The 20519-nt window shown below is 60.5% G+C and carries 25 protein-coding genes; 10 read left to right on the top strand and 15 right to left on the bottom strand.

The window, feature by feature from the left end; genetic code table 11:
• Positions 1–6 precede the first annotated feature (6 nt).
• Genes QUE41_RS03900 through QUE41_RS03890 form a run of 3 tightly spaced genes read left to right on the top strand, consistent with a single transcriptional unit; the run spans position 7 to position 3326 of the window.
• Positions 7–1602, top strand: coding sequence for a M28 family metallopeptidase (locus QUE41_RS03900; protein WP_286341626.1), 1596 nt, complete (start codon positions 7–9; stop codon positions 1600–1602).
• Positions 1603–1617: 15 nt separating this feature from the next.
• Entirely contained in the window at positions 1618–2424 is an 807-nt protein-coding gene (locus QUE41_RS03895) for an ABC transporter permease (protein ID WP_286341625.1), read from the top strand.
• A complete protein-coding gene (locus QUE41_RS03890; RefSeq protein ID WP_286341624.1) occupies positions 2421–3326 on the top strand; it encodes an ABC transporter ATP-binding protein in 906 nt (301 codons plus the stop codon). The genes QUE41_RS03895 and QUE41_RS03890 overlap by 4 nt, the downstream gene beginning before the upstream one ends.
• 66 nt (positions 3327–3392) lie before the next feature.
• On the opposite strand, the gene QUE41_RS03885 is transcribed toward QUE41_RS03890, so the two are convergent.
• The 4 genes from QUE41_RS03885 to QUE41_RS03870 form a co-directional block, all read right to left on the bottom strand.
• Positions 3393–4088 carry a PepSY-associated TM helix domain-containing protein gene (locus tag QUE41_RS03885; protein ID WP_286341623.1) on the bottom strand — a complete coding sequence of 232 codons (696 nt, stop codon included), beginning with the start codon at positions 4086–4088 and terminating at the stop codon, positions 3393–3395.
• Positions 4085–4612 (bottom strand): FMN-binding protein, encoded by a 528-nt coding sequence (locus tag QUE41_RS03880; protein ID WP_286341622.1) that lies wholly within the window; start codon positions 4610–4612, stop codon positions 4085–4087. The genes QUE41_RS03885 and QUE41_RS03880 overlap by 4 nt, the downstream gene beginning before the upstream one ends.
• 1 nt (position 4613) lies before the next feature.
• Positions 4614–5816: a porin gene (locus tag QUE41_RS03875; RefSeq protein ID WP_286341621.1), complete on the bottom strand. Its 1203-nt coding sequence runs from the start codon at positions 5814–5816 to the stop codon at positions 4614–4616.
• 435 nt (positions 5817–6251) lie between these two features.
• Complete coding sequence (locus QUE41_RS03870; protein WP_286341620.1) at positions 6252–7040, bottom strand: ParA family protein; 789 nt, start codon at positions 7038–7040, stop codon at positions 6252–6254.
• A 177-nt stretch (positions 7041–7217) separates the two neighbouring features.
• Here QUE41_RS03870 and QUE41_RS03865 point away from each other — a divergent pair, with 177 nt between their 5' ends.
• Positions 7218–7670, top strand: a complete 453-nt coding sequence (locus tag QUE41_RS03865; RefSeq protein ID WP_286341619.1) for a hypothetical protein — start codon at positions 7218–7220, stop codon at positions 7668–7670.
• A gap of 46 nt (positions 7671–7716) precedes the next feature.
• On the opposite strand, the gene QUE41_RS03860 is transcribed toward QUE41_RS03865, so the two are convergent.
• Positions 7717–8514 carry an SDR family NAD(P)-dependent oxidoreductase gene (locus QUE41_RS03860; RefSeq protein WP_286341618.1) on the bottom strand — a complete coding sequence of 266 codons (798 nt, stop codon included), beginning with the start codon at positions 8512–8514 and terminating at the stop codon, positions 7717–7719.
• Positions 8515–8611: 97 nt separating this feature from the next.
• Between QUE41_RS03860 and QUE41_RS03855 the strand changes: the two genes are divergently transcribed.
• A complete protein-coding gene (locus QUE41_RS03855) occupies positions 8612–9376 on the top strand; it encodes a class I SAM-dependent methyltransferase (protein ID WP_286341617.1) in 765 nt (254 codons plus the stop codon).
• 43 nt (positions 9377–9419) lie between these two features.
• Here QUE41_RS03855 and QUE41_RS03850 read toward each other — a convergent pair whose 3' ends face one another.
• Entirely contained in the window at positions 9420–9953 is a 534-nt protein-coding gene (locus QUE41_RS03850; RefSeq protein WP_286341616.1) for a thioredoxin family protein, read from the bottom strand.
• Between the two features lie 222 nt (positions 9954–10175).
• Between QUE41_RS03850 and QUE41_RS03845 the strand changes: the two genes are divergently transcribed.
• From QUE41_RS03845 to QUE41_RS03835, 3 genes are read left to right on the top strand one after another with little or no spacing between them, the layout of a single operon-like run.
• Positions 10176–10592 carry a hypothetical protein gene (locus QUE41_RS03845; RefSeq protein WP_028108734.1) on the top strand — a complete coding sequence of 139 codons (417 nt, stop codon included), beginning with the start codon at positions 10176–10178 and terminating at the stop codon, positions 10590–10592.
• A 57-nt stretch (positions 10593–10649) separates the two neighbouring features.
• Positions 10650–11180: a class I SAM-dependent methyltransferase gene (locus QUE41_RS03840; RefSeq protein ID WP_286341615.1), complete on the top strand. Its 531-nt coding sequence runs from the start codon at positions 10650–10652 to the stop codon at positions 11178–11180.
• A gap of 24 nt (positions 11181–11204) precedes the next feature.
• Positions 11205–11498 carry a hypothetical protein gene (locus tag QUE41_RS03835; protein WP_286341614.1) on the top strand — a complete coding sequence of 98 codons (294 nt, stop codon included), beginning with the start codon at positions 11205–11207 and terminating at the stop codon, positions 11496–11498.
• Here QUE41_RS03835 and QUE41_RS03830 read toward each other — a convergent pair.
• From QUE41_RS03830 to queA, 8 genes are all read right to left on the bottom strand, one after another.
• On the bottom strand, positions 11495–12385 hold the full coding sequence (locus tag QUE41_RS03830) for a precorrin-2 dehydrogenase/sirohydrochlorin ferrochelatase family protein (RefSeq protein ID WP_286341613.1): 891 nt from the start codon (positions 12383–12385) through the stop codon (positions 11495–11497). The genes QUE41_RS03835 and QUE41_RS03830 overlap by 4 nt on opposite strands.
• Positions 12385–12753 carry a rhodanese-like domain-containing protein gene (locus QUE41_RS03825; RefSeq protein ID WP_286341612.1) on the bottom strand — a complete coding sequence of 123 codons (369 nt, stop codon included), beginning with the start codon at positions 12751–12753 and terminating at the stop codon, positions 12385–12387. The genes QUE41_RS03830 and QUE41_RS03825 overlap by 1 nt, the downstream gene beginning before the upstream one ends.
• 9 nt (positions 12754–12762) lie before the next feature.
• Positions 12763–13071, bottom strand: a complete 309-nt coding sequence (locus tag QUE41_RS03820; protein WP_028108738.1) for a putative signal transducing protein — start codon at positions 13069–13071, stop codon at positions 12763–12765.
• Positions 13072–13268: 197 nt separating this feature from the next.
• The gene (gene secF / locus QUE41_RS03815) at positions 13269–14213 is read right to left on the bottom strand and encodes a protein translocase subunit SecF (protein WP_286341611.1); all 945 of its coding nucleotides are present in this window, start codon (positions 14211–14213) and stop codon (positions 13269–13271) included.
• Positions 14214–14222: 9 nt separating this feature from the next.
• On the bottom strand, positions 14223–16064 hold the full coding sequence (gene secD / locus QUE41_RS03810) for a protein translocase subunit SecD (RefSeq protein WP_286341610.1): 1842 nt from the start codon (positions 16062–16064) through the stop codon (positions 14223–14225).
• A 21-nt stretch (positions 16065–16085) separates the two neighbouring features.
• A complete protein-coding gene (gene yajC, locus QUE41_RS03805; protein WP_286341609.1) occupies positions 16086–16415 on the bottom strand; it encodes a preprotein translocase subunit YajC in 330 nt (109 codons plus the stop codon).
• A 27-nt stretch (positions 16416–16442) separates the two neighbouring features.
• The gene (tgt, locus tag QUE41_RS03800) at positions 16443–17567 is read right to left on the bottom strand and encodes a tRNA guanosine(34) transglycosylase Tgt (protein ID WP_286341608.1); all 1125 of its coding nucleotides are present in this window, start codon (positions 17565–17567) and stop codon (positions 16443–16445) included.
• Positions 17568–17771: 204 nt separating this feature from the next.
• The gene (queA, locus tag QUE41_RS03795; protein ID WP_286342905.1) at positions 17772–18836 is read right to left on the bottom strand and encodes a tRNA preQ1(34) S-adenosylmethionine ribosyltransferase-isomerase QueA; all 1065 of its coding nucleotides are present in this window, start codon (positions 18834–18836) and stop codon (positions 17772–17774) included.
• A gap of 158 nt (positions 18837–18994) precedes the next feature.
• Between queA and QUE41_RS03790 the strand changes: the two genes are divergently transcribed.
• Both QUE41_RS03790 and QUE41_RS03785 read left to right on the top strand, forming a co-directional pair.
• Entirely contained in the window at positions 18995–19351 is a 357-nt protein-coding gene (locus QUE41_RS03790) for a DUF4890 domain-containing protein (RefSeq protein ID WP_286341607.1), read from the top strand.
• A gap of 39 nt (positions 19352–19390) precedes the next feature.
• Entirely contained in the window at positions 19391–19978 is a 588-nt protein-coding gene (locus QUE41_RS03785; RefSeq protein WP_286341606.1) for an acyl carrier protein phosphodiesterase, read from the top strand.
• Between the two features lie 13 nt (positions 19979–19991).
• Here the strand turns inward: QUE41_RS03785 and QUE41_RS03780 are convergent, their stop codons facing one another.
• Positions 19992–20483, bottom strand: coding sequence for an Lrp/AsnC family transcriptional regulator (locus tag QUE41_RS03780; RefSeq protein ID WP_353506866.1), 492 nt, complete (start codon positions 20481–20483; stop codon positions 19992–19994).
• Positions 20484–20519 lie beyond the last annotated feature (36 nt).

The raw sequence follows: 20519 nt of genomic DNA, 5'->3' as shown, positions 1-20519 counted from the left end.
CACAGGATGTTTGCGTTCCCCACAAAGTCCTGGGCGGCCCTGGCGCTGACCCTGGGCATCAGCACCGCTGCAACGGCTGCGGACCCGGAGTTTGATAAACAGCAGCTGCGTACCCACATCAAAACCCTGGCCTCAGACCAGTACGGTGGCCGCGGTCCCCTGACCCAGGGAGAGGCCCTGAGCATCGATTACATCGCCAAGGAGTTTGCCAAGCTGGGGCTCAAGCCCGGCAATGGTGACAGCTTCCTGCAACCTGTGCCTCTGGCCAAGGTCACCGCCGATCAGGGGATGACCCTGACCCTGGGCGACCTCACCCTGACCAACGGCAGTGAATTCACCGCCCGCACCCAGCAGATCACCCCACGCATCGAGTTGAAAGACTCCCCCATGGTGTTTGTTGGCTATGGCATCAACGCCCCAGAATATGGCTGGAATGACTACGCCGGCCTGGACGTCAAGGGCAAGACCGTGGTGATGCTGGTGAACGATCCCGGCTTTGCCATCCAGGATCCCGCCCACTTCAAGGGCAATGCCATGACCTACTATGGCCGCTGGACCTACAAATATGAGGAAGCGGCCCGCCAGGGCGCCGCCGCCGCCCTGATCATCCACCAGACCGACGCCGCCGGCTACGCCTGGGGCGTGGTGGAGAACTCCAACACCGGCAGCAAGTACACCCTGGTGGATGACAACAACAACGCCGGAGAACTGCCGGTCATGGGCTGGCTGCACCAGAGCGCCGCCCAGAAGCTGTTCAAACAGGCCAAACTGGATATGGCGGCCCTCTCCGATGCCGCCGCCAAACCCGGATTCAAGGCGGTGCCCCTGCCCGGCAAGGCCAACCTCAAATTCGACAACAGCACCCGCATGGCCGAGTCTCACAATGTGCTGGGGCTGCTCCCCGGCAGCGAGACCCCGGAAGAGGTGGTGATGATCCACGCCCACTGGGATCACCTGGGCACCAATGAGAGTGACGGCCACATCTACAACGGCGCCATCGACAACGCCACCGGGGTGGCCGGGGTCATCGAGCTGGCCCGGGTACTGAGCGAGCAGAACCGCCAAAGCCCCTTCAAGCGCAGCATACTGTTCAGCAGCTTTACCGCCGAGGAGACCGGACTGATTGGTGCCAGCCATTTCGCCGCCCATCCCACGGTGCCAAACGGCCAGATTGTCGCCTTCCTCAACATCGACGGCATGAACGTGGATAACGCCCTGGACTACATCCTGCGTTACGGCGATGGGGTGTCGGAGCTGGAGGGTTACCTGCAGGAGGCCGCCGCCAGCCAGGGGCGCAAGGTCAAACCGGATCCCCGTCCCCAGGCGGGACTGCTGTATCGCAGCGACCACTTCGCCATGGCTAAGGTGGGGGTGCCCGGCCTGCTGTTCATGAGCCTGGGCGACAATGACCCCGACTACATTCCCCACAGATACCACAAGCCGGCGGACGACTATAACCCGGACTGGACCCTGGAGGGGATGCAGCAGGATCTCTCCCTGATGGCGATCATCGCCGCCCGGCTGGCCAACAATGGCGACTGGCCCAAGTGGCTGGAAGAGTCTGAATTCAAGAAGCGCCGTGCTCAAGACGGTCGACAGTAACTACGGAGGAACCCTGTGTCCCTGACCCATTTGCGGCTCACCGCCGTCTTCGAGCTGAGGCGGCTGTTTGCCACCCGCCGCGGCGCCCTATGGCTGCTGGCCTTTGCCCTGGTGTGGGGCCTGCTGCTGCGCTACCCCATCTTGAGTGCGGCCGATCTGATGCGCAGGGACGACCTGAGGGAGTTTTTCCTGTCCCTCTCCCCCGATGGCCTGAGCACCCTCTATCTGTGGTCCAGCCCTGAGCTGGCGGTGTTCTGGGTAGCAGCCCTGGTGCTCTACCCCATGGCCACCATAGGCCTGGCGGCGGACCAGATGGCCTCAGACCTTCAGCGTGGCACCCTGAGGTTTCTGACCCTGAGGGTCAGCCGCGACAGCCTGCTGCTGGGGCGCTTCCTGGGGATGCTGGCGATTCAGCTGCTGATGATTCTTGCTTCCCTGGCGGGCACCCTGGGACTGGCCCTGTACAAGGGCGCCCCCTTGATGCCGGTGCTGGGACAGAGCGCCCTGGTCACCCTCAACCTGTTGCTGGTGGTGCTGCCCTTTACCGCCACCATGGCCCTGCTCTCCCTGCTGGCCAAGTCCGGCCGCCAGGCGGTGGTGCTGGCCACCCTGTTCTGGCTGATGACGCCCCTGGCCATCGGCCTGCTCTCCATGGCCTGGCAACCCTTCGAGCAGCTGTTGCTGCTGATCCCCGGTGGCCAGATCAAGGACCTGATGGTGATGACCCCGGCCGACGCTCTCACCACCAGCTGGCTGCCCCTGGCCCAGACCCTGGTGATGCTCGCCCTGGCCCGTATAACTCTGCTAAGGAGCGCCCTATGAGCCTGATGATTGAAGCCCGGGGGCTGACCAAGACCTATGGCAGCAAGACCGCCCTGGACGGGGTCGACCTGACCCTGGCCGCCAACGGCAGCATCGCCCTGGTGGGCCCCAACGGCGCCGGCAAGACCACCCTGATGTCCCTCATCTGTGGCTACCTGAGACCCAGCCAGGGAGAGATCAAGGTACTGGGGGAGGACCCAGGCAGCAATGCCCTGCTGGGACGCATCGGTGCCCTGCCCCAGGATGCCCAACTGGACCCGGGATTCAGCGTCGGCATCCAGCTGTCCCACTACGCCGCCCTGCAGGGAATCACCAAGCCCAAAGAGGAAGCGCGGCGGGTGCTGGAGCTGGTGCAGCTGTCGGAGACCTTCAACAGCCTGCCCCAGTCCCTGAGTCACGGCATGCGCAAGCGGGTCACCATCGCCCAGGCGCTCATCGGCCAGCCGGAACTGGTGCTGCTGGATGAGCCCACCGCCGGCCTGGATCCCGCCAACGCCAGGGCGGTGCGTGAACTGGTAAATCGGCTGCGAGGCCAATGCCGCTTCATCATCAGCTCCCACAACCTGGAGGAGCTGCAGAAGATGTGCGACACCGTGCTGCACATCGATCACGGCAGGCTCAGCAACCAGGTGGCGGTGGACGATGCCGGTCAGGAGGGAGCGCTTACCCTGACCCTGGCACCGGGCACCGAAGACCAGCAGTCCGTACTCACCCAGATTGCCGGAGTACGTCAGGTCACCAAGCGGGACAGGGACGAGTACCTGGTGCGCTACGACCTGACCGCCCACCCGGACTTCGACCTGGAGCTGCTTACCGCCCTCAAGGCCGCCCGCATCCCCTATCGACGCCTGGCCCTGGGCCTGAGTCTGGAGGAGCGGCTGTTTACCCCTGAGCAGGCCTAGCGCCCGACTTCAGAGCCAAAAAAAGAGGACGCCAAGGCGTCCTCTTTTCATGAGAATTGGTTACGGCTAGCGACGCCGCCCCCAGATCACAAACCCGGTGCAGGCGATGCCGATGGCCATCAGGGCCACGGCGCTCATCAGCCATTCCCCCAGGGGACCAAAGATGCGGCCGCTGTGCAGGGCCAGAATCAGCCTCTCGACACTGACGCCGCTGTGGCTGTCCTCTATCTCACCAGGCAGGCTGGTTTCGACAAAGGGCACCGGCTTTTGCGCCAGCCTGGCATCGGTCGGTTCAGGCTCAGACTCCAGCCACCAGTCCAGTTGCCAGTAGCGGCCTTCCTCTCCCTTGAGCAGGGGCAAGCCCGCAGCCGAGGTGCCCGCCAGGACAAAACCCTCCAGGGGCACGCTGTCCACCAGCTCACCCTCTGAGGTGAGCAGCCACAGCTGCCCAAGATCACTGACCAGCAGTGACTCCTCACCCACCACCAAACCCTGTACCTTGCCGTCCAGCATCGCCAGATGGCCATGACGGGACAGCAGGCGATTGTCCACCTGATACAGTCCCTGCGCCTTGGCGCCAGACACGCTGGGCTGCGGCAGGTCTGCCAGGGAGTACCAGAAGGCACCGGTCAACAAGGGTTTATCCAGCCCCAAACGGTGGCCGTGTTGCAGCACCAGGCCGGTGCAGGCCAGCAGCAGGATCCAGGCGCACACCAGGATGCCTATTTTGCTGTGCCATCGGGTGAGGGTTCGGGTTTTCATCGATTCACATGGTCTGCCAGGAAAAGAGCCATTTTAGCGGTTCGATTCATGGCGTGCACCGACAGTGTTGCTCCACTGATGCCGTCGATGATCTCTGACAGGGCATTGCCGTCCAGCGACACCCCCTGATACTGGCGGGTAAAGGCGTCCCGGTGAATTTCCCAGCCCCGGTGTTCACGGAACATCAGCACCCTGGCCTGAATGATGGTGCCATTCTCCACCACATAGCCAAAGGTAATGGGCTGATCCTTACCGACGGACTCCAACACCCAGGCGGTGCGCCCCTGTTGTTCCCAGTAACGCACCCTGAGCTTGGGATAGCCTTCGCCCATCAGGGTCTTGAGCTGACTCTTGAGTTCCCCCTTGAGCCAGACCGTCCCCTGCTGAGGCTGGCCACCACTGAACGCCTGAGCCAGGAAGGCCTCCTGAGTCATGTATTCGGTGGCTCCTTTGGCGCCGAAAGTCAGTACCAGGGCCAGGATAGCAAACAGGGGGCCTAGGCCCCCTTTTAACTGTTTCAGCATCTTAGAAAGAGTAACCTACGCCCAGGTTGAAACCGTCTTGATCCTTGCCGTTGTCGTTGTCCTGCATCTGGTAGTCAGCCTTGAACACAACGCGGGGGTGCAGCCAGTAGTTGATACCGATGTCGGTCTGGGCCTTGGCGCTGTCGGCGCTGTCACCAGCCTGGTTGTCCCAGGTGCTGTAGCGGGCAAACACACCCAACTTCTCGGTCACCTTGTAGCTGGGCTCCAGGTACCAACCGGTCTGCTCATCGGCACCGATGGACTCAGGGCCGTTGCCATCCAGGGTCCACATGGCGTACAGGCCACGCAGGGCGAAGGCGTCGTACTGCCAGTCGAAGTGACCTTCAAGCAGGTAGGCGCTGCCGGCATCCGCGTCGGCGGACTGGGTGATGTCACCCTGGTACTGGAAGCTACCGCCGATGGTCAGACCGGGAACACCGGCGTAGGACACGGCGATGGTGGCCGCCAGATCTTCAGCGTTGGCCTTGGCCACTTTCTGACGACCGGAACGGATGGAGTAGCCGGAATCGGCGCTGGTTTCCAGGCCGCTGTGAACGAAGCCCTGAACGGTGACACCGTTATCCAGACGACCAATCACACCGGTACCGGCTTCCCACCAGGTGGTAGGCAGGATGTACTTCTCTACGTTGTTACGCTCAACACCGTAGAAGGTATCGGGCTCATGGGTCTCGTTCAGCAGGCCAACGGGCAGCAGGAACAGACCGGAACGGGAGGTCCAGTTGTCGGAGAAATCCCAATCGATGTAGGCCTGCTCCAGCTCCACTTCACCTGGCTTACCGTCGCCAGACAGGGAGTGCTCCAGCTCCACTTCGGAGAAGAAGCGGATGTTGTCGGCAAACTCGTAACCGAACATCAGCACGAAGCGGTGGAAGTCGATGGCCTTCTTGTCGCTGGCACCGCCCTCACCGGTCAGGTTGTTGTAGTGCAGTTCGCCGTAGCCACCAATGGTAACCTTGTCCATGGCGCTGCTGCCGGAATCGGTCTCTACCGCTTCCACGGCCGCTTCTACCGCTTCCTGGTTCTCTTTGACCTGACGGCTCAGTTGCTCGATGGCAGCTTGCTGCTGCTTGATCAGCTCCTGTTGGGCTTTCAGCTGTTCCTGTACGGAGTCAGCGGCGAAGGAGGAGGTGGCGGTCAGGGCCAGAGCCACACCGGCTACAATGGGTTTCAACTTAAAGGACATCATCGCTCCAGAAATTTTTTGTTGTGATTCAAGCCCTATTGGACTTGGCTCTGGCGCAAATGATAGCCATTTTCATTATCATTGCCAGTTATTTTTGTATTTTTTAAGTCGCTTTTGTTGCAGGAAAAACCAGAAAAGCCGGAGGCAGCATAATATTCTGCGAGACAGGGATCACACTTCGACCCCCACCCTAAAAAAGCACCGTATATCAGTAGATTCTAAAGAGTCATTTAAACTGCAATTATCCCGAAAACAGGGGTGATCCCGATCCCGTTTATTAACAATGCCGTAAAAGGGTAAAGGGGAGCATTTGCTCTATAAGCGGATGATTCTGAAAGGATATAGTCGGATGCGTATGGGTCGCTATGTTAACGCCGCCGGAGGTTTTCGCCGAATCGGTAGGCCGCTCCACAGGGAGCGGCCCCATGGCTTGGGTCAGGCGCGGGCGAAATCCGGCTCCAGCTCGTGGAACAGCTCCACAAACTGGCCGGTGAGCTTATGCCCAGGTGCCAGATGAATCAGGGGCGTCTGGGCCTGATGGGACTCCTTCATCTTCACCGACGAGGAGAGCCGGGTGCCAAACAGGGGCACCACATCCTGCTCCTCCAGCTCCGTCACCAACTGCTGGGGCAGGCGGGCCTGGGCGTTGAACTGATTGACCACCACCCCTTCTGCCATCAGCTTGCCGTTGTGGTCGCTCTTGAGCTCCAGCAGGTTGTCCATCAGCCTGTGTATGGCCTGGGCGGAAAAGCCGTCGCAATCGAAGGGAATCACCACCCGGTCTGCGGCAATCAGGGCCGATTTGGAGTAGAAGTTGAAGTTGGGCGGGGTATCGATATAGATGCGATCGAACTGCTTCTCCAGGGCCTTGAGGGCGTCCCTGAGTTTGTAGATCTTGTAGCGCATCTCCAGCTCCCGCTCCAGACTGGCTAGGACGGGGCTGGCGGGCAGCAGACTGAGGTTGTCAAACTCGGTTCTGTGCACGTATTGGTCCGGGTCCGGCAGAGAGCCGAACCAGCCCACGGTCTGCTTGAGCAGATCGGCCACCGTCTTGCCTGCCGGCAGGCTGGCTTCATCCACTCCAAGGTAGTGGCTGGCGTTGCCCTGAACATCCAGGTCCACCAGCAGAGTTTTATACCCCATAGCGGCACTGACCGCGGCCAGATTGACACTGATGCTGGACTTGCCCACACCACCTTTCTGGTTAAACACCACTCGTTTCATAGCCTTATCCCTAAGCGCTCACTTTTCACCCAATACTACGGCAGAGAACACTCCTTGTCAGCCGTTATTGAGTCATTGCTCCACTCCAGGGTTTAGGGCTGGGGATGGGGTGAGACAATCCCGGCAGGCACAGGTACACTTAGGCGCAACAGAGATGCTGACAAAGGTTTAGAGATCATGTCCGACATTCGCAGTTTCAGCCGTCGCCGCTGGGAAGTGGCCGACCTGGCTCAGGATCTGCAATCCCACATCGCGTCCGATCCCCTGGTGCACAACCTGTTTCACGGCGCCACCTCCCTGGATCAGGTGGTCAACCTGCTCACCAACCTGGTGTTGGCGGAAGACCCGGCCCTGTTGAGGGAACAGGAACTGGACGAGGGCTCACTGCTGCAGATGCTGAGCATCGGCTTTCGGTTGATGGTAATTAAGAGTCTGGATCAGGGCCCTTTAAGCCAGACAGAGCACCTGGTGTGCCTGCTGGCTCGCCACTACGCTGCCAAGGAGTATGAGCCCCCCCTGCAGGAGGGCTATCAGGCGATCGCCGGCCAGATCCTCGGGCTCTATGAGCAGTGGGATGCCCAGATGCGCCAGCAGCGCAGTGCTCAGCGCAATATGATGCGCAACAGCTAACAAATAAGGCGGCCAATGGCCGCCTTATTTCTGTCCTTTCTGCGTGTCAGAGCGCGCGGATGATGCCGCCCTCAACCCTCAATGCCTGGCCATTCATGGCTCTGTTGCTGGACAGGAACACGGTCGCCTTGGCCACCTCCTCCACCTGAACGAAACGCTGCAGCAGACTGGTGGGCTCATGCTCACTGAAGTAGTTGTCGGTCAGCTCCTGAACCGGCTTGCCCTCTGACTCGGACAGAGTGCCGAAGTAGTTCTCCACCCCCTCGGTCCAGGTGGGTCCGGGCAGTACCGAGTTCACCGTGACATCCTGGCCCTTGGTCAATTCCGCCAAGCCGCGGGACAGGGCTATCAGGGCGGTCTTGGTCACCGAGTAGTGCACCATCTGCCCCAGGGGTTTGATGCCGCACTCGGATGAGATATTGATGATGCGGCCATAACCGCGCGCCTGCATAGCTGGCAGCAAGGCACGGGAGAGACGGACGGCGCTCATCACATTTACATTGAAGTAGTGCAGCCACTCCTCATCAGTGATCGCTTCAAACGCCTTCACCTCGAAGATGCCGGTGTTGTTCACCAGGATATCGATGCCACCGAGCTGCTCGCACTGGGCCAGCAGCGCCTGGGTCTGCTCGGCGTCGGAGAGATCACCGGCGACGGCAAACACCCGGCCTACGGCGGACATCTTGTCGGCGATCTCCACCGCCAGTTGATCGCATCTTTGCTGATCCCGGCCATGGATAATCACCTCTGCCCCCTCGGCCAGATAGGCTTCGGCAATGGCACGGCCAATGCCTGCGGTTGAACCTGTTACCAAAACCCGCTTATTCTCAAGCTGTAGCTGCATCACTGAACTCCACCAATATTCTTCAGATGCAAGGAGTTTAGTCGCCACACCCAGATGTAAAAATTATCTTTGGTAATATTTTTAATTACGAATATTTATGAAAAACCCATCGGTCCCCAAGGACCTGTTCTCCGGACACAGTAAGGAGTACGCCAGCTACCGCCCTCATTACCCTGGGGCGCTGTTCCATCAGCTGGCCGAACTGGCTCCCTCCCGCGCCCTGGCCCTGGACCTGGCCACAGGTTCGGGCCAGTCCGCCAGCGGTCTGTCGCGCCACTTCGACCGCGTCCTGGGAGCGGATCTCAGTCGTCACCAACTGAGCCACAGCTGCCAGGCCCCCAACCTGAGCTACCTGATGGCCCTGGGGGAATCCCTGCCCTTGGGGGACAACACGGTGGATCTGATCACCATCGCCCAGGCACTCCATTGGCTGAATCTGGACTCTCTGGGTCCCGAAGTCACCCGGGTACTAAAACCCCAAGGGATATTGGCGGTGTGGAGCTACGGCAACTGCAGCGTCGGCAATGACGTAGACAAGGTGGTGCACCACCTTTACGAGGAGGTACTCGGTTCGTTCTGGACCCCGGAGAGACGCTGGGTGGAACAGGGCTATACAGGACTCCGACTGCCGCTTCGGCCTCAGACCCCTAAGCTGACCACACTGAGTCACCACTGGAACCTGGCTCAGTTTATCGGCTACCTGCGCACCTGGTCAGCGCTGCAGAGCTATCTGCGCCACCATGAAGAGGCGACGCTGGCCCCCATCTGGCAGGCACTGGCCCATGCCTGGGGGGAGCCCGACCGGCAGCGGGGGATACACTGGCCCCTGACCCTGAGGCTGTTTCACAAGGCTGACGCCTAAGACTGGGCCATGAAAAAGCCGCCTGGCGGCGGCTTCGAAGAGATTACTTGAGGATATCGACCAGGGCCTGCTCCAGCCCGCCCTTGGGGGCCCCTTCGATGCGCCCGATCTCTTTGCCACCCTGCCGAACGATGAAGGTGGGGAAGGCCAGTACCTGCACTCCCTCCAGCAAGGTGCTGTCGCCGGCACTGCCTTTCTTGTCCACGCCAACATACTGGGCGGTGATCTTGTCGTTCTCCGCCAGCTTGAGAATCTTCATCATCCGCGGCACCAGCTTCTGGCTGTTGGGCTCCCAGGTGCCCAGTACCGCCAGGATCTCCACAGGTTCAGAGACCGCCTTCAGGGGGGCCATGGCGCTCTGATCCACCTGGTAGGCCAGGTACTCTCGGCCCATGGGGATCATCTCAAAAATCAGTTGCTGGCTGGTCAGGACACCGGTCAGTTCGGCGGTCTCCAGTGGCATGGCGCCATGGGGGTTGGCTCCCGGGTTATTCTGGGGCATGCCATTGCCCATACCGGGCATGGCGGACACGCCGCTGCTCATCACCAGTGCACCCAGAATCAGTCGCTTCATCATGTTCCACTCCTCTTCGTCGCCATACTGCCGGATTCCCTACCCGGATTCATTTCAACTGTAAACCATAGGACAGAAAAAAATCTCATTCAGTTTCCGATGGTTTAAGGAATTTGTCGTCGACGTGCGGAGGATCACGCCATCGGGGGGTGTTTGAGATAAGGCTGTCCACTGTTTCTGGGGCACTGTGATACCCTTGGGCAAATTTTTCCAGCGGATCCCCCCATGGCCAAGAAACACGCCCACATTCCCGAGAAACAGTTCTGGATTCAGCGACTGGGTAAGTCCAGCCTGCGCGCCCTGCATGTGCTGGGGATCATCGGCGCCAGCGGCGGCTTCTTCTATGAGGTGGAGAAGGCATTGTGGCTGCCCTGGTGGATTCTGGCCATGAGCACCGGCCTTATCCTGATGGCCTGGGAGATCATTCGCTCCCCGCTGTGGCTGATTCAGATGAAGGGGGTGCTGACCCTGGTCAAGGTGGTCCTGGTGGCCCTGTGTTACCCCTTCCCCCAATTCAAGGTACCGCTGTTCTGCCTGGTGGCCTTGATCTCTGTGGTCACCTCCCACGGCCCCGCCGGGCTGCGTCACTACTCTGTGGTGCACCGCAAGCGCATCGACGGCCCCAAGGAGATCAAAGGCTAAGCTTCAGGCTGCCCCCTTTGTGGGTATAATCAGGGGCGATTCGACAAGGAGAGCCCCATGCCCTGTACCCAGACCCCGGCATCGCTGATCACCGACAACCTGCCCCTGTTCGACACCCTTCCCCAGGGCCCCATACTGGACCTGGCCTGTGGCCGTGGCCGCAATGCCCTCCATCTGGCCAGACAAAACCTGCCCCTGTGGTGCTGCGACCGCAATGCCGATGCCCTGACCCAGTTACAACGGACGGCGGCTGAGGAGCGATTGAATCTGGTCACCTGGCAACAGGACTTGGAACAGCCGGGCCCCTCTCCTTTGGGGGAGCGGCAGTTTGCCGCCATCCTGGTATTCAATTATCTGCACCGCCCTCTGATGAGCGCCATAGAGCAGGCATTGATGCCAGGGGGCTTGCTGGTGTACGAAACCTTCCTGGAGCAGCAGGCCAGCATCGGCAAACCCAGCAACCCGGATTTCCTGTTAACGCCCGGCGAGCTGCAACAACACTTTGCATCCCTGACCACTCTGCATTACGTTGAAAAGGAGCACAGCCAGCCGCACCGCTTCACGGCGCAACTGATCGCCAGGAAGTGATCGGCACACAGATAAGGAGATAACGTGCTGCAGTGGTATCCGGACAGTTACCGAATCGGCTTGGCGCCGATATTAACCCTGATGATGGTGGTGTTTGCCATCCTGGTGAGGCTGGTGATCCCCGAAGGCAACCATGCCTTCCAGTGGCCGCTGAACATCGCCATGGGGTTGATTGCCCTGCTCCACCTCTATCTGCTGGTGGATGACCGGGTGATGAAACGCTCCGATGCCCTGATCTATGGCCTGGTGCACCTGTGCATGGCCTTCACCGTGTGGATCTTCGCCCTGATGGTGGTCACCGGCAACGATCTGTTCTAATCGGCCACCCTGCCCGGCTCAACGCGGATAAGTTGAACCCCGTGCAACTGGGCGGTGAGTCGCTGCTCGGCTTCGCTGTCCAGCACCAGCATCACCTTGCCCCGAACCTGGGGCAGTTGCTCACCCACAGTAAGGCGAGACGCATCCCGGCGACACAGTTCGTCCAGGGCCTGAGGCAGAGTCCCCTGATGCCACAGGGCGTCACACTCCTGCATCAGCCGAACCGCCTTAAGCGGAAGCAGCTCCGCATCCAGATCCGAGGGCACCAACAGCACCCAACCTGGCTGCTCTTCGCCCTCCAGGGCTGCTTGAAACCGCCCTTCGCTGTTGTGCTCATCCCACTCCAGGCCATTGCTGCCCAGGAATCGCTCCCAGACAGAGCGACGCTCCTTGAGGGGAATGAGGTAGCGGGCCTGCCCCATAAAGCGCGCCAGAGCACCGAGAGACTCCGGCAGCAAAGACTCGATGCGGCGCCGCAGCTCCTTGACCAGCACGGGGGCCGCCCCTTCACTGCCGATGGCCACCACCATAGGGCTGCGATCGACAATGGCCGGGGTGATCACCGTGCAGGACTCGGGATCGTCCACCACGTTGACCCAGGCGCCTGCCTGGCGGGCCAGGGCGGCTACCCGCCGGTTCAGGGCCTCATCGTCGGTGGCGGCAATCACCCCGTGCTTTCCCCTCACCAGCTCATCGCTGAAGCCCTGAGCCAGCCAGGTAAACTCCTCCTGGCGGGCACTCAGTTCATCATTGAGGACCGGGGAGACCAGGGTGATGGCCATCTCGCTGCGGCGCCACAGCGACAGCTTGCGGGCCGCCACCTCGCCACCGCCAACGATCAGCAGCTGGCGATCCTGGGTGTCGAAAAACAGGGGAAAGTAACGCATCAGGCTTCCATGGGCAGGCTGCGGGCCATCCATTCACGGCGACCGCCGATAAGAGAGTGCACCTGGGTGTAGCCCATCTGCACCAGGTTGTGCGCCGCCAGCACCGAGCGGTAGCCACCGCCGCAGTAGATCACCAGCACGCTCTCTTTGTTGGGGTAGAGGCTTTCCACATCCCGTTCCATCACACCACGGCCCAGGTAGGCGGCACCGGGGAGACGATCTTTTTGCCACTCATCCTGCTCACGGCAATCCACCAGGTGGTGGGGGGTGCTGTCCCCCTGCCAGTTCAGCAGGGTATCGATTGAGATTTCATTGACTTGGGGGCGGAGTGAGTCCACCAGTTGTTCAAATCCGGGATTGTGCTTCATGTGTAAGACCTATTTTTGGGGGACGCCCCCGCACCGCCAACAGGTCTCGAAATGGCCATCGTTCTGCTCCCCGCAGCTGGGACACTGCCAGGGGGCCTGACTCTGATGATACTGCTCCAAGACGGCGTTGGCTTTTTCCAAATGACGACGTTGCACCAACAAGCCGACCTCCTGACTGTCGACGGGAAGCTCACCGGTCCCGCCTGCCAGGGCTTCCCCCAACAGTCGTACCATCACTCCCTGTTGCTCCAGCGCCCCCTTCAGGGCGTGGGCTTCCAGGGCGTTACTGGCCCGGTATAACTCAACAAAGCTGTCCATAACCACACTCTAATCCTCGTGTCACTCCGTTCAGTGTCGACCCGCAGCAGGGCTCCTGTCAAAGTCCCCTCCGCCGCATTCCTGGCCAAGCACATCACTGATCCTTTATGAGTTGTGCCCGGACATCATCTACAAAAAGCCATAAAAAAGCCACCCCGTGGGGTGGCTTAGAGTTGAACAATGTGACTGGCACTGAATCAGGGCAGCAAGCTTTCCTGATCGGCGCCCTCTTTTTCCACCACCACGGGCATCATGTGCTCGCGGGTCAGGCCCAGCTTGATGGAGGCGTAGCTGGCCACATAGATGGAGGAGAAGGTACCGAAGCCGATGCCCAGCAGCAGCGCAGTGGCGAAGCCGTGGATCATGGAGCCACCCTGAACGAACAGGGCGATCACCACGAACAGGGTGGTGCCTGTGGTGATGATGGTCCGGCTCATGGTCTGGGTCACCGAGGTGTTGACCACGTGCTCCGGGGTGCCCTTACGCATCTTGCGGAAGTTCTCCCGAACCCGGTCGAACACCACGATGGTGTCGTTGAGCGAGTAACCCACCACCGCCAGCACCGCCGCCAGTACCGTCAGATCGAACTCCAGGAAGAAGAAGGAGAACACACCCAGGGTGACGATCACATCGTGCACCAGGGCCGCTACCGCCCCCAGGGCCAGACGCCACTCGAAGCGGAACGCCACGTAGGCCAGGATACAGATGATGGCGGTCAGTACGGCCAGGCCGCCCTGCTCTGCCAGCTCTTTACCCACCTGCGGGCCGACGAACTCGACGCGCTTGATCACCGCGTCCGATTCCAGGCTGCGGGCCGCACTCTCGATGCGGGACACCATCTCGTTGCCCTTACCCGCCTTAGGCGGAACACGGACAATCAGATCGGTGGCCGCGCCGAAGTGCTGGACAATCACCCCTTCCACGCCCTGGGCTTCCACAGCCTTGCGCAGTTCTGAGGTGTCCTTGGCTTCGGAGTAGACAATCTCTACGACGGTGCCGCCGGTGAAATCCAGACCCCAGTTGATGCCTCGGGTGGCCAGGGAGGCCACAGACGCCGCCATCAGCAGCAGGGAGATCATGCTGATCACCCGGGCGTGCTTCAGGAAATCAACGGTCTTGTTCAGTTTTAACAGTTCAAACATGACAGCCCCTTAAATCGACAGCTTCTTGAGACGCTTGCCGCCCCAGAGACCGTTAACAACGGCACGGGTGCCGACGATGGCGGTAAACATGGAGGTAGCGATACCGATCATCAGGGTCACTGCGAAGCCCTTCACCGGACCTGTACCCACGGCGAACAGAATCAGCGCGGTCAGCAGGGTGGTGATGTTGGCATCGGCAATGGTGGAGAAAGCGTTGGCATAGCCTTCGTGGATCGCCTGCTGAACGCTGCGACCCGCCTTGAGCTCCTCACGGATACGCTCGAAGATCAGCACGTTACCATCCACCGCCATACCCACCGTCAGTACGATACCGGCAATACCTGGCATGGTCAGTGTGGCACCGGGGATCATCGACATGATGCCCACCATCAGTACGATGTTGGCCACCAGGGCGCCCACGGCGATGAAACCAAACTTACGGTAGTAGACCGCCATAAACAGGATGGTGGCCACCAGACCGGAAAGCATCGCGGCCATACCGTTGTCGATGTTTTCCTGACCCATGGAGGGACCGATGGTGCTCTCCTGGACGATGGTGATCGGCGCAATCAGGGCACCGGCACGCAGCAGCAGGGCCAGCTTCTGGGCCTCCTGAGGGGTGTCCAGGCCGGTGATGCGGAAGCTGCGACCCAGGCGAGCCTGAATGGTCGCGGTGTTGATCACCTCTTCGTGCTTATCGAACTTGGGAGAACCGTCTGGGTTACGCTCGCCGGTGGACTTGTACTCGATGAAGACCGTGGCCATCGCCTTGCCGATCTTGTCCCGGGTCCAGTCCGCCATCTTGTTGCCGCCGGTGGCATCCAGGTTGATGCTCACCTGAGGCTGGCTGGTTTCGCTGAAACCAGACTGAGCGCCGGTGATGTGATCACCGGTGAGGATCACCCGCTTGTCCAGCAGCACGGGGCGGCCGTTGGAGTCTTCAAACAGCTGAGAGCCTGGAGGCACACGGCCACGAACCGCGGCGCCCAGATCGGCCCCCTCGGTTACCATGCGGAACTCCAGGGTCGCCGTGGCGCCCAGAATTTCCTTGGCACGGGCGGTGTCCTGAACACCAGGCAGCTCAACCACGATGCGGTTGGAACCCTGCTGCTGAACCACAGGTTCGGCCACACCCAGTTCGTTCACCCGGTTACGCAGAATGGTGATGTTCTGCTGCAGGGCGTACTTCTGAACTTCGGCCAGGTACGCGTCGCCCATGGTGACGTGCAGGGTCAGGTCCTTGTCATCGAACAGCAGGTTGGGGTTACGCAATTTAAGGAAGTCTTCCGCCTTGACCAGGGTCTCCTCGTCACGGAAGCGGATCTCAATGCCCTTGGCACCGGCGCGGATGCCGGCATAACGCAGCTGCTCACCGCGCAAGTCGGCCCGGAAGTCGGTGACCAGCTGGGTTTCCTGCTTGCGCACCGCTTCGCTCATGTCCACCTCCATCAGGAAGTGCACACCACCACGAAGGTCCAGACCCAGTTTCATCGGGCTGCCGCCGATGGCTGCCAGCCAGTCAGGGGTGGCCGGGGCCAGGTTCAGGGCAACGAAGTAATCGTCCCCCAGCTCCTTGGACACCAGGTCCTTGGCCTTCAGCTGATCGTCTCCGCTGTTGAAACGGATCAGGATCTGGCCGTTTTCCAGCTCAGCCCGCTTAATGGTCAACCCCTGGGACTCCACCGCAGATTGCAGCCGGGTCAGGGTAGACGGGGTCACCTCGGCGTTACGGCCGGCGGAGATCTGCAGAGCAGGATCTTCGCCAAACACGTTCGGCAAGGCGTAAAGAGCACCGATGGCGATGATGAACACCACCATCAGGCTCTTCCATAATGGATATTTATTCAGCACCGCTGTGCCCTCTCAACCAACTTACAGAGACTGCAGGGAACCCTTAGGCAGAACAGCAGTGATGAAGCTCTTCTGGATGGTCACGTTAGTCTGATCGTTCAGGGACAGAACCACGAAATCATCGTCCTCTTTGATCTTGGCAATCTTGCCAACCAGACCACCGTTGGTCAGGACCTCGTCACCCTTGCTCAGGGAGGACATCAGGTTCTTGTGATCCTTGGTGCGCTTGGCCTGGGGACGGTAGATCATGAAGTAGAAGATCAGACCGAATACCACCAGCATGATCAGGGTTTGCAGACCGCCACCCTGGGGGGCGGCGCCAGCTTCAGCGTATGCCATTGGAATAAACATAGTGGTTCTCTTTTAGTTCTCTGTTAATCAATCGTTTAAAGGCGGCACAGGGCGGCCCAGCTTGGAATAGAACTCTTCGACAAAGTGCTCTAATTTACCCTGCTCAATAGCCCCCCGCAAACCTTCCATCACCTTTTGATAGTAACGAAGGTTGTGGATGGTGTTCAGTCGGGCGCCCAGAATCTCGTTACAGCGATCCAGATGGTGCAGGTAGGAGCGGCTGTAGTTCTTACAGGTGTAACAGTCACACTCAGCGTCCAGGGGGCGGGTGTCGTCCCTGTGCTTGGCGTTACGGATCTTGATCACCCCTTCGGAGGTGAACAGGTGACCGTTACGGGCATTTCGGGTGGGCATTACGCAATCGAACATGTCGATACCACGGCGCACGCCCTCCACCAGATCCTCCGGCTTGCCCACACCCATCAGGTAACGGGGCTTGTCTTCGGGGATCTTGGGGCAGATGTGTTCAAGGATGCGGTGCATGTCCTCCTTGGGTTCCCCAACCGCCAGGCCACCGACGGCGTAACCGTCGAAGCCGATATTCATCAGCCCCTCGAGGGACTCATCGCGCAGGTGCTCATAGACGCCACCCTGGATGATGCCGAACAGATTGTTGGGGTTCTCCAGCTTGTCGAAGGCGTCACGGGAACGCTGAGCCCAGCGCAGGGACATGCGCATGGACTTGCCCGCTTCCTCTTCGGTGGCCGGATAGGGGGTGCACTCATCGAAGATCATCACGATGTCGGAACCCAGATGGTACTGGATCTCCATGGACTTCTCTGGGTCCAGGAAGATCTTGTCACCGTTGATGGGGTGACGGAAGTGCACGCCCGCTTCGGTGATCTTACGGATGTCCCCCAGGGAGAACACCTGGAAACCGCCGGAATCGGTCAGAATCGGCTTCTGCCAGTTCATGAAATCGTGCAGGTCCCCATGCTTTTGCATGATCTCGGTGCCGGGACGCAGCCACAGGTGGAAGGTGTTGCCCAGGCAGATCTCTGCGCCTGTGGCCTCCACCTCTTCCGGAGTCATCCCCTTGACGGTGCCATAGGTACCCACGGGCATAAAGGCCGGGGTTTCTACTGTGCCCCGCTCAAAGGTGAGGCGGCCACGGCGTGCGCGGCCATCGGTGGTGATCAGATCGAACTTCATTACATCCTCTTTGTGCCAGATAAACAGTCTGACGAAATACACATGCCCTTGGCATGAAATACAAAATGTGGATTCAGGTAGCGGATTTCAAGGGAGCCAGTGAGATGGGGATCAAAAAACCCCGAAAACCTGGGCCTCAGGGGCTCCGAACGCCGAAAAACAGAGCGCCGCCCAGGGGCGGCGCATCACATCTGGATTCGGGATCTACTCCACCTCGCCGTGGAGCTTCTCATCCCGGTTGATGAACATGGCATCACCATAGCTGAAGAACCTGTACCGGTTCTCAACGGCATGCCGATAGGCGTTCATCACATTGTCCTGACCGGCAAAGGCACTGACCAGCATGATCAGGGTGGACTCGGGCAGGTGGAAGTTGGTGACCATGGCGTCCACCAGCTGGAAGCGATAACCAGGGTAGATGAAGATGCTGGTGTCGGCGGCAAACGCCTCCAGCACGCCGGTCTTGGCCAGGGTCGCCTGGGCGGCCGACTCCAGAGAGCGTACCGAGGTGGTGCCCACGGCCACCACCCGGCCACCATTGGCCTTGGTGCGGATCACCGCGTCCACCACCTCCTGGGGCACCTCCGCCCACTCGGAGTGCATGTGGTGGTCCTCCACCTTGTCAACCCGCACCGGCTGGAAGGTGCCGGCCCCAACGTGCAGGGTCACATAGGCAAACTCCACCCCCTTGGCCTTCAGTTTGGCCATCATCCCCTCATCGAAATGCAGGCCGGCGGTGGGCGCCGCCACCGCGCCGGGACGCTGGTTGTAGACGGTCTGATAGCGCTCCTTGTCGGTCTCCTCATCGGGACGGTCGATATAGGGAGGCAGAGGCATGTGGCCGATGGCATCGAGAATGGCAAGAACCGGGGTGTCGCCGTGGAACTCGATCTCAAACAGGGCATCGTGGCGGGCCACCATGGTGGCGCTGATCCCCTGGTCAAACACCAGCTCGGCACCGGGCTTGGGAGACTTGGAGGAGCGCACGTGGGCCAGCACCCGGCGGGTATCCAGCACCCGCTCAACCAGCACCTCAATCTTGCCGCCGGAGGCTTTGTTGCCGTAGACACGGGCGGGAATCACCCGAGTGTTGTTGAACACCAACAGGTCCCCGTCGTGGAGCAGGTCCAGCAGGTCCGGAAACTGACTGTCCACCAGATGGCCGCTGTTGCCATCCAGATGCAGCAAGCGCGACGCGCTGCGCTCCTCGGTGGGATAGCGGGCAATCAGTTCATCGGGAAGGTCAAATTGGAAGTCAGCAACCTGCATACTCATCTACTCTGTGGCATCACCCCTTAGGGCGGGGGCGCTAGTCTAAGAAGTGAACGGGCCATAATCAAGTTTTCCTATCTTTACCCACCGCGGACAGCGGTTGACACTCTCCTCACTAGAATAGGAGCTCCTGATTGCAAACGGAGATACCCACCATGCGTAGCCTGATTCTTTCCCTGGTGCTGGCACTGCCCCTGACCCTGCAGGCCGGCGAAGCCAATGAGCTGGCCCAGGAGATGACCGACCGCCTCACCGAGGCCCTGTCGCTGACCGACTCACAACAGGCGGAAGTCCTGGAGCAGCAGACCCATTTCAGTGACACCCTGCTCTCCCTGAAGGAGAGCAGCGGCAGCCGCCGAGACAAGGGACGGCAGATGCGCGATGCCGCCGAAGCCCGGGATGTGGCAATGCGAGAGATCCTCACCGAGACCCAGTGGCAGGAGTATGAGGTGATTCGCGATGAGCAGAAACAGAAGATGCGCGAGCAGATGAAACAGCGCCGCAACCACTGAGGCCTTGCCGCCATAGCGCCCGGGGGCTAAGGTGGGCTCATGAACTTCCTTGCTCACCTGCATCTGGCTCACATCACCGACACCAGTCTGGCCGGCGCCCTGGCCGGGGATCTGGTCAAGGGCCCCATCGACCACCTGCCCCACCCTCTGCAGCAGGGGATCTGGCTGCACCGTCAGCTGGACAGCCACATCGATGCCCAACCACAGATGCAGGCCCTCAAGGCGCTGTTCCCCCGCCCCTACCGGCGTACCGCCGGCATCCTGCTGGACATGGCCTTCGACCACCAACTGGCCAGCCACTGGTCCGGTTATCACCACGATTCCCTGGAGCACTTTTGCCAGCAGAGCTACCACGCCCTGCTGACCGACCCCCAGCTTCCTCAGGTCGGCCACCGACTGGTGACCAACATGGCCAGGGGCGACTGGCTGGGCAGTTATCGCTACCGTGAGGGGATCACCCTGGCGGTCAACGGGATCAGCCGCCGCCTGAGCCGGCCGCAGCTGCTGGAAGGGGGGGATACGGTGCTGTGGCAACACCAGGACGCCATCTTAGGCACCTTCGAAGAGCTCTACCCTCAGATGATGGACTACGCCCGCCGGCGAGCGCAGGAGTGGCCCAGGGGCTAATCATCATTGCCGTTTAGAGCCACTCGTTCATCACAACATGGGTGGTGATCTTCACCACCGAGGGAAGATCGTTGATCTCGGCGCGGATCTCATGGAGGCGCTGCATGGAGTCCATCTTGACGAACACCAGCAGGTCGATGTGGCCGCTGATGCCATGACAACTCATCACCTCGGGGATCTGACGAATCACGTCGATGATGTCCAGGCAGCTCTTATCCTCATGGATGATCTCGAAGTAGGCGCTGATCCCCGACAGCATGGATTGCTGGATCTGGGCCCGGTAACCGCGGATCACCCCGCGCTGCTCCAGCTTCTTGATCCGCTCTGACACCGAGGAGCGCGCCAGGTTAACCTTATCAGCGATGGCGGCCACCGACTGACGGGCATCCAGGCGCAGCTCCGCCAGGATCGCCTGATCGAATGAGTCCAGGGTTTGAGGCATCGGTTTTCTCCTGTCGGTGACTGCCGACGATCCGTCGGCAAACTCCGATAGTTTGCGTGCCATTTCCGACGCCGACAAGGAAAATTTAGGCGTACACTT

Source organism: Ferrimonas sp. YFM, from assembly GCF_030296015.1.
Lineage (GTDB): Bacteria > Pseudomonadota > Gammaproteobacteria > Enterobacterales > Shewanellaceae > Ferrimonas.
Note: the sequence above shows the minus strand (reverse complement) of the source record. Positions and strands in the feature narration are given on the sequence as shown.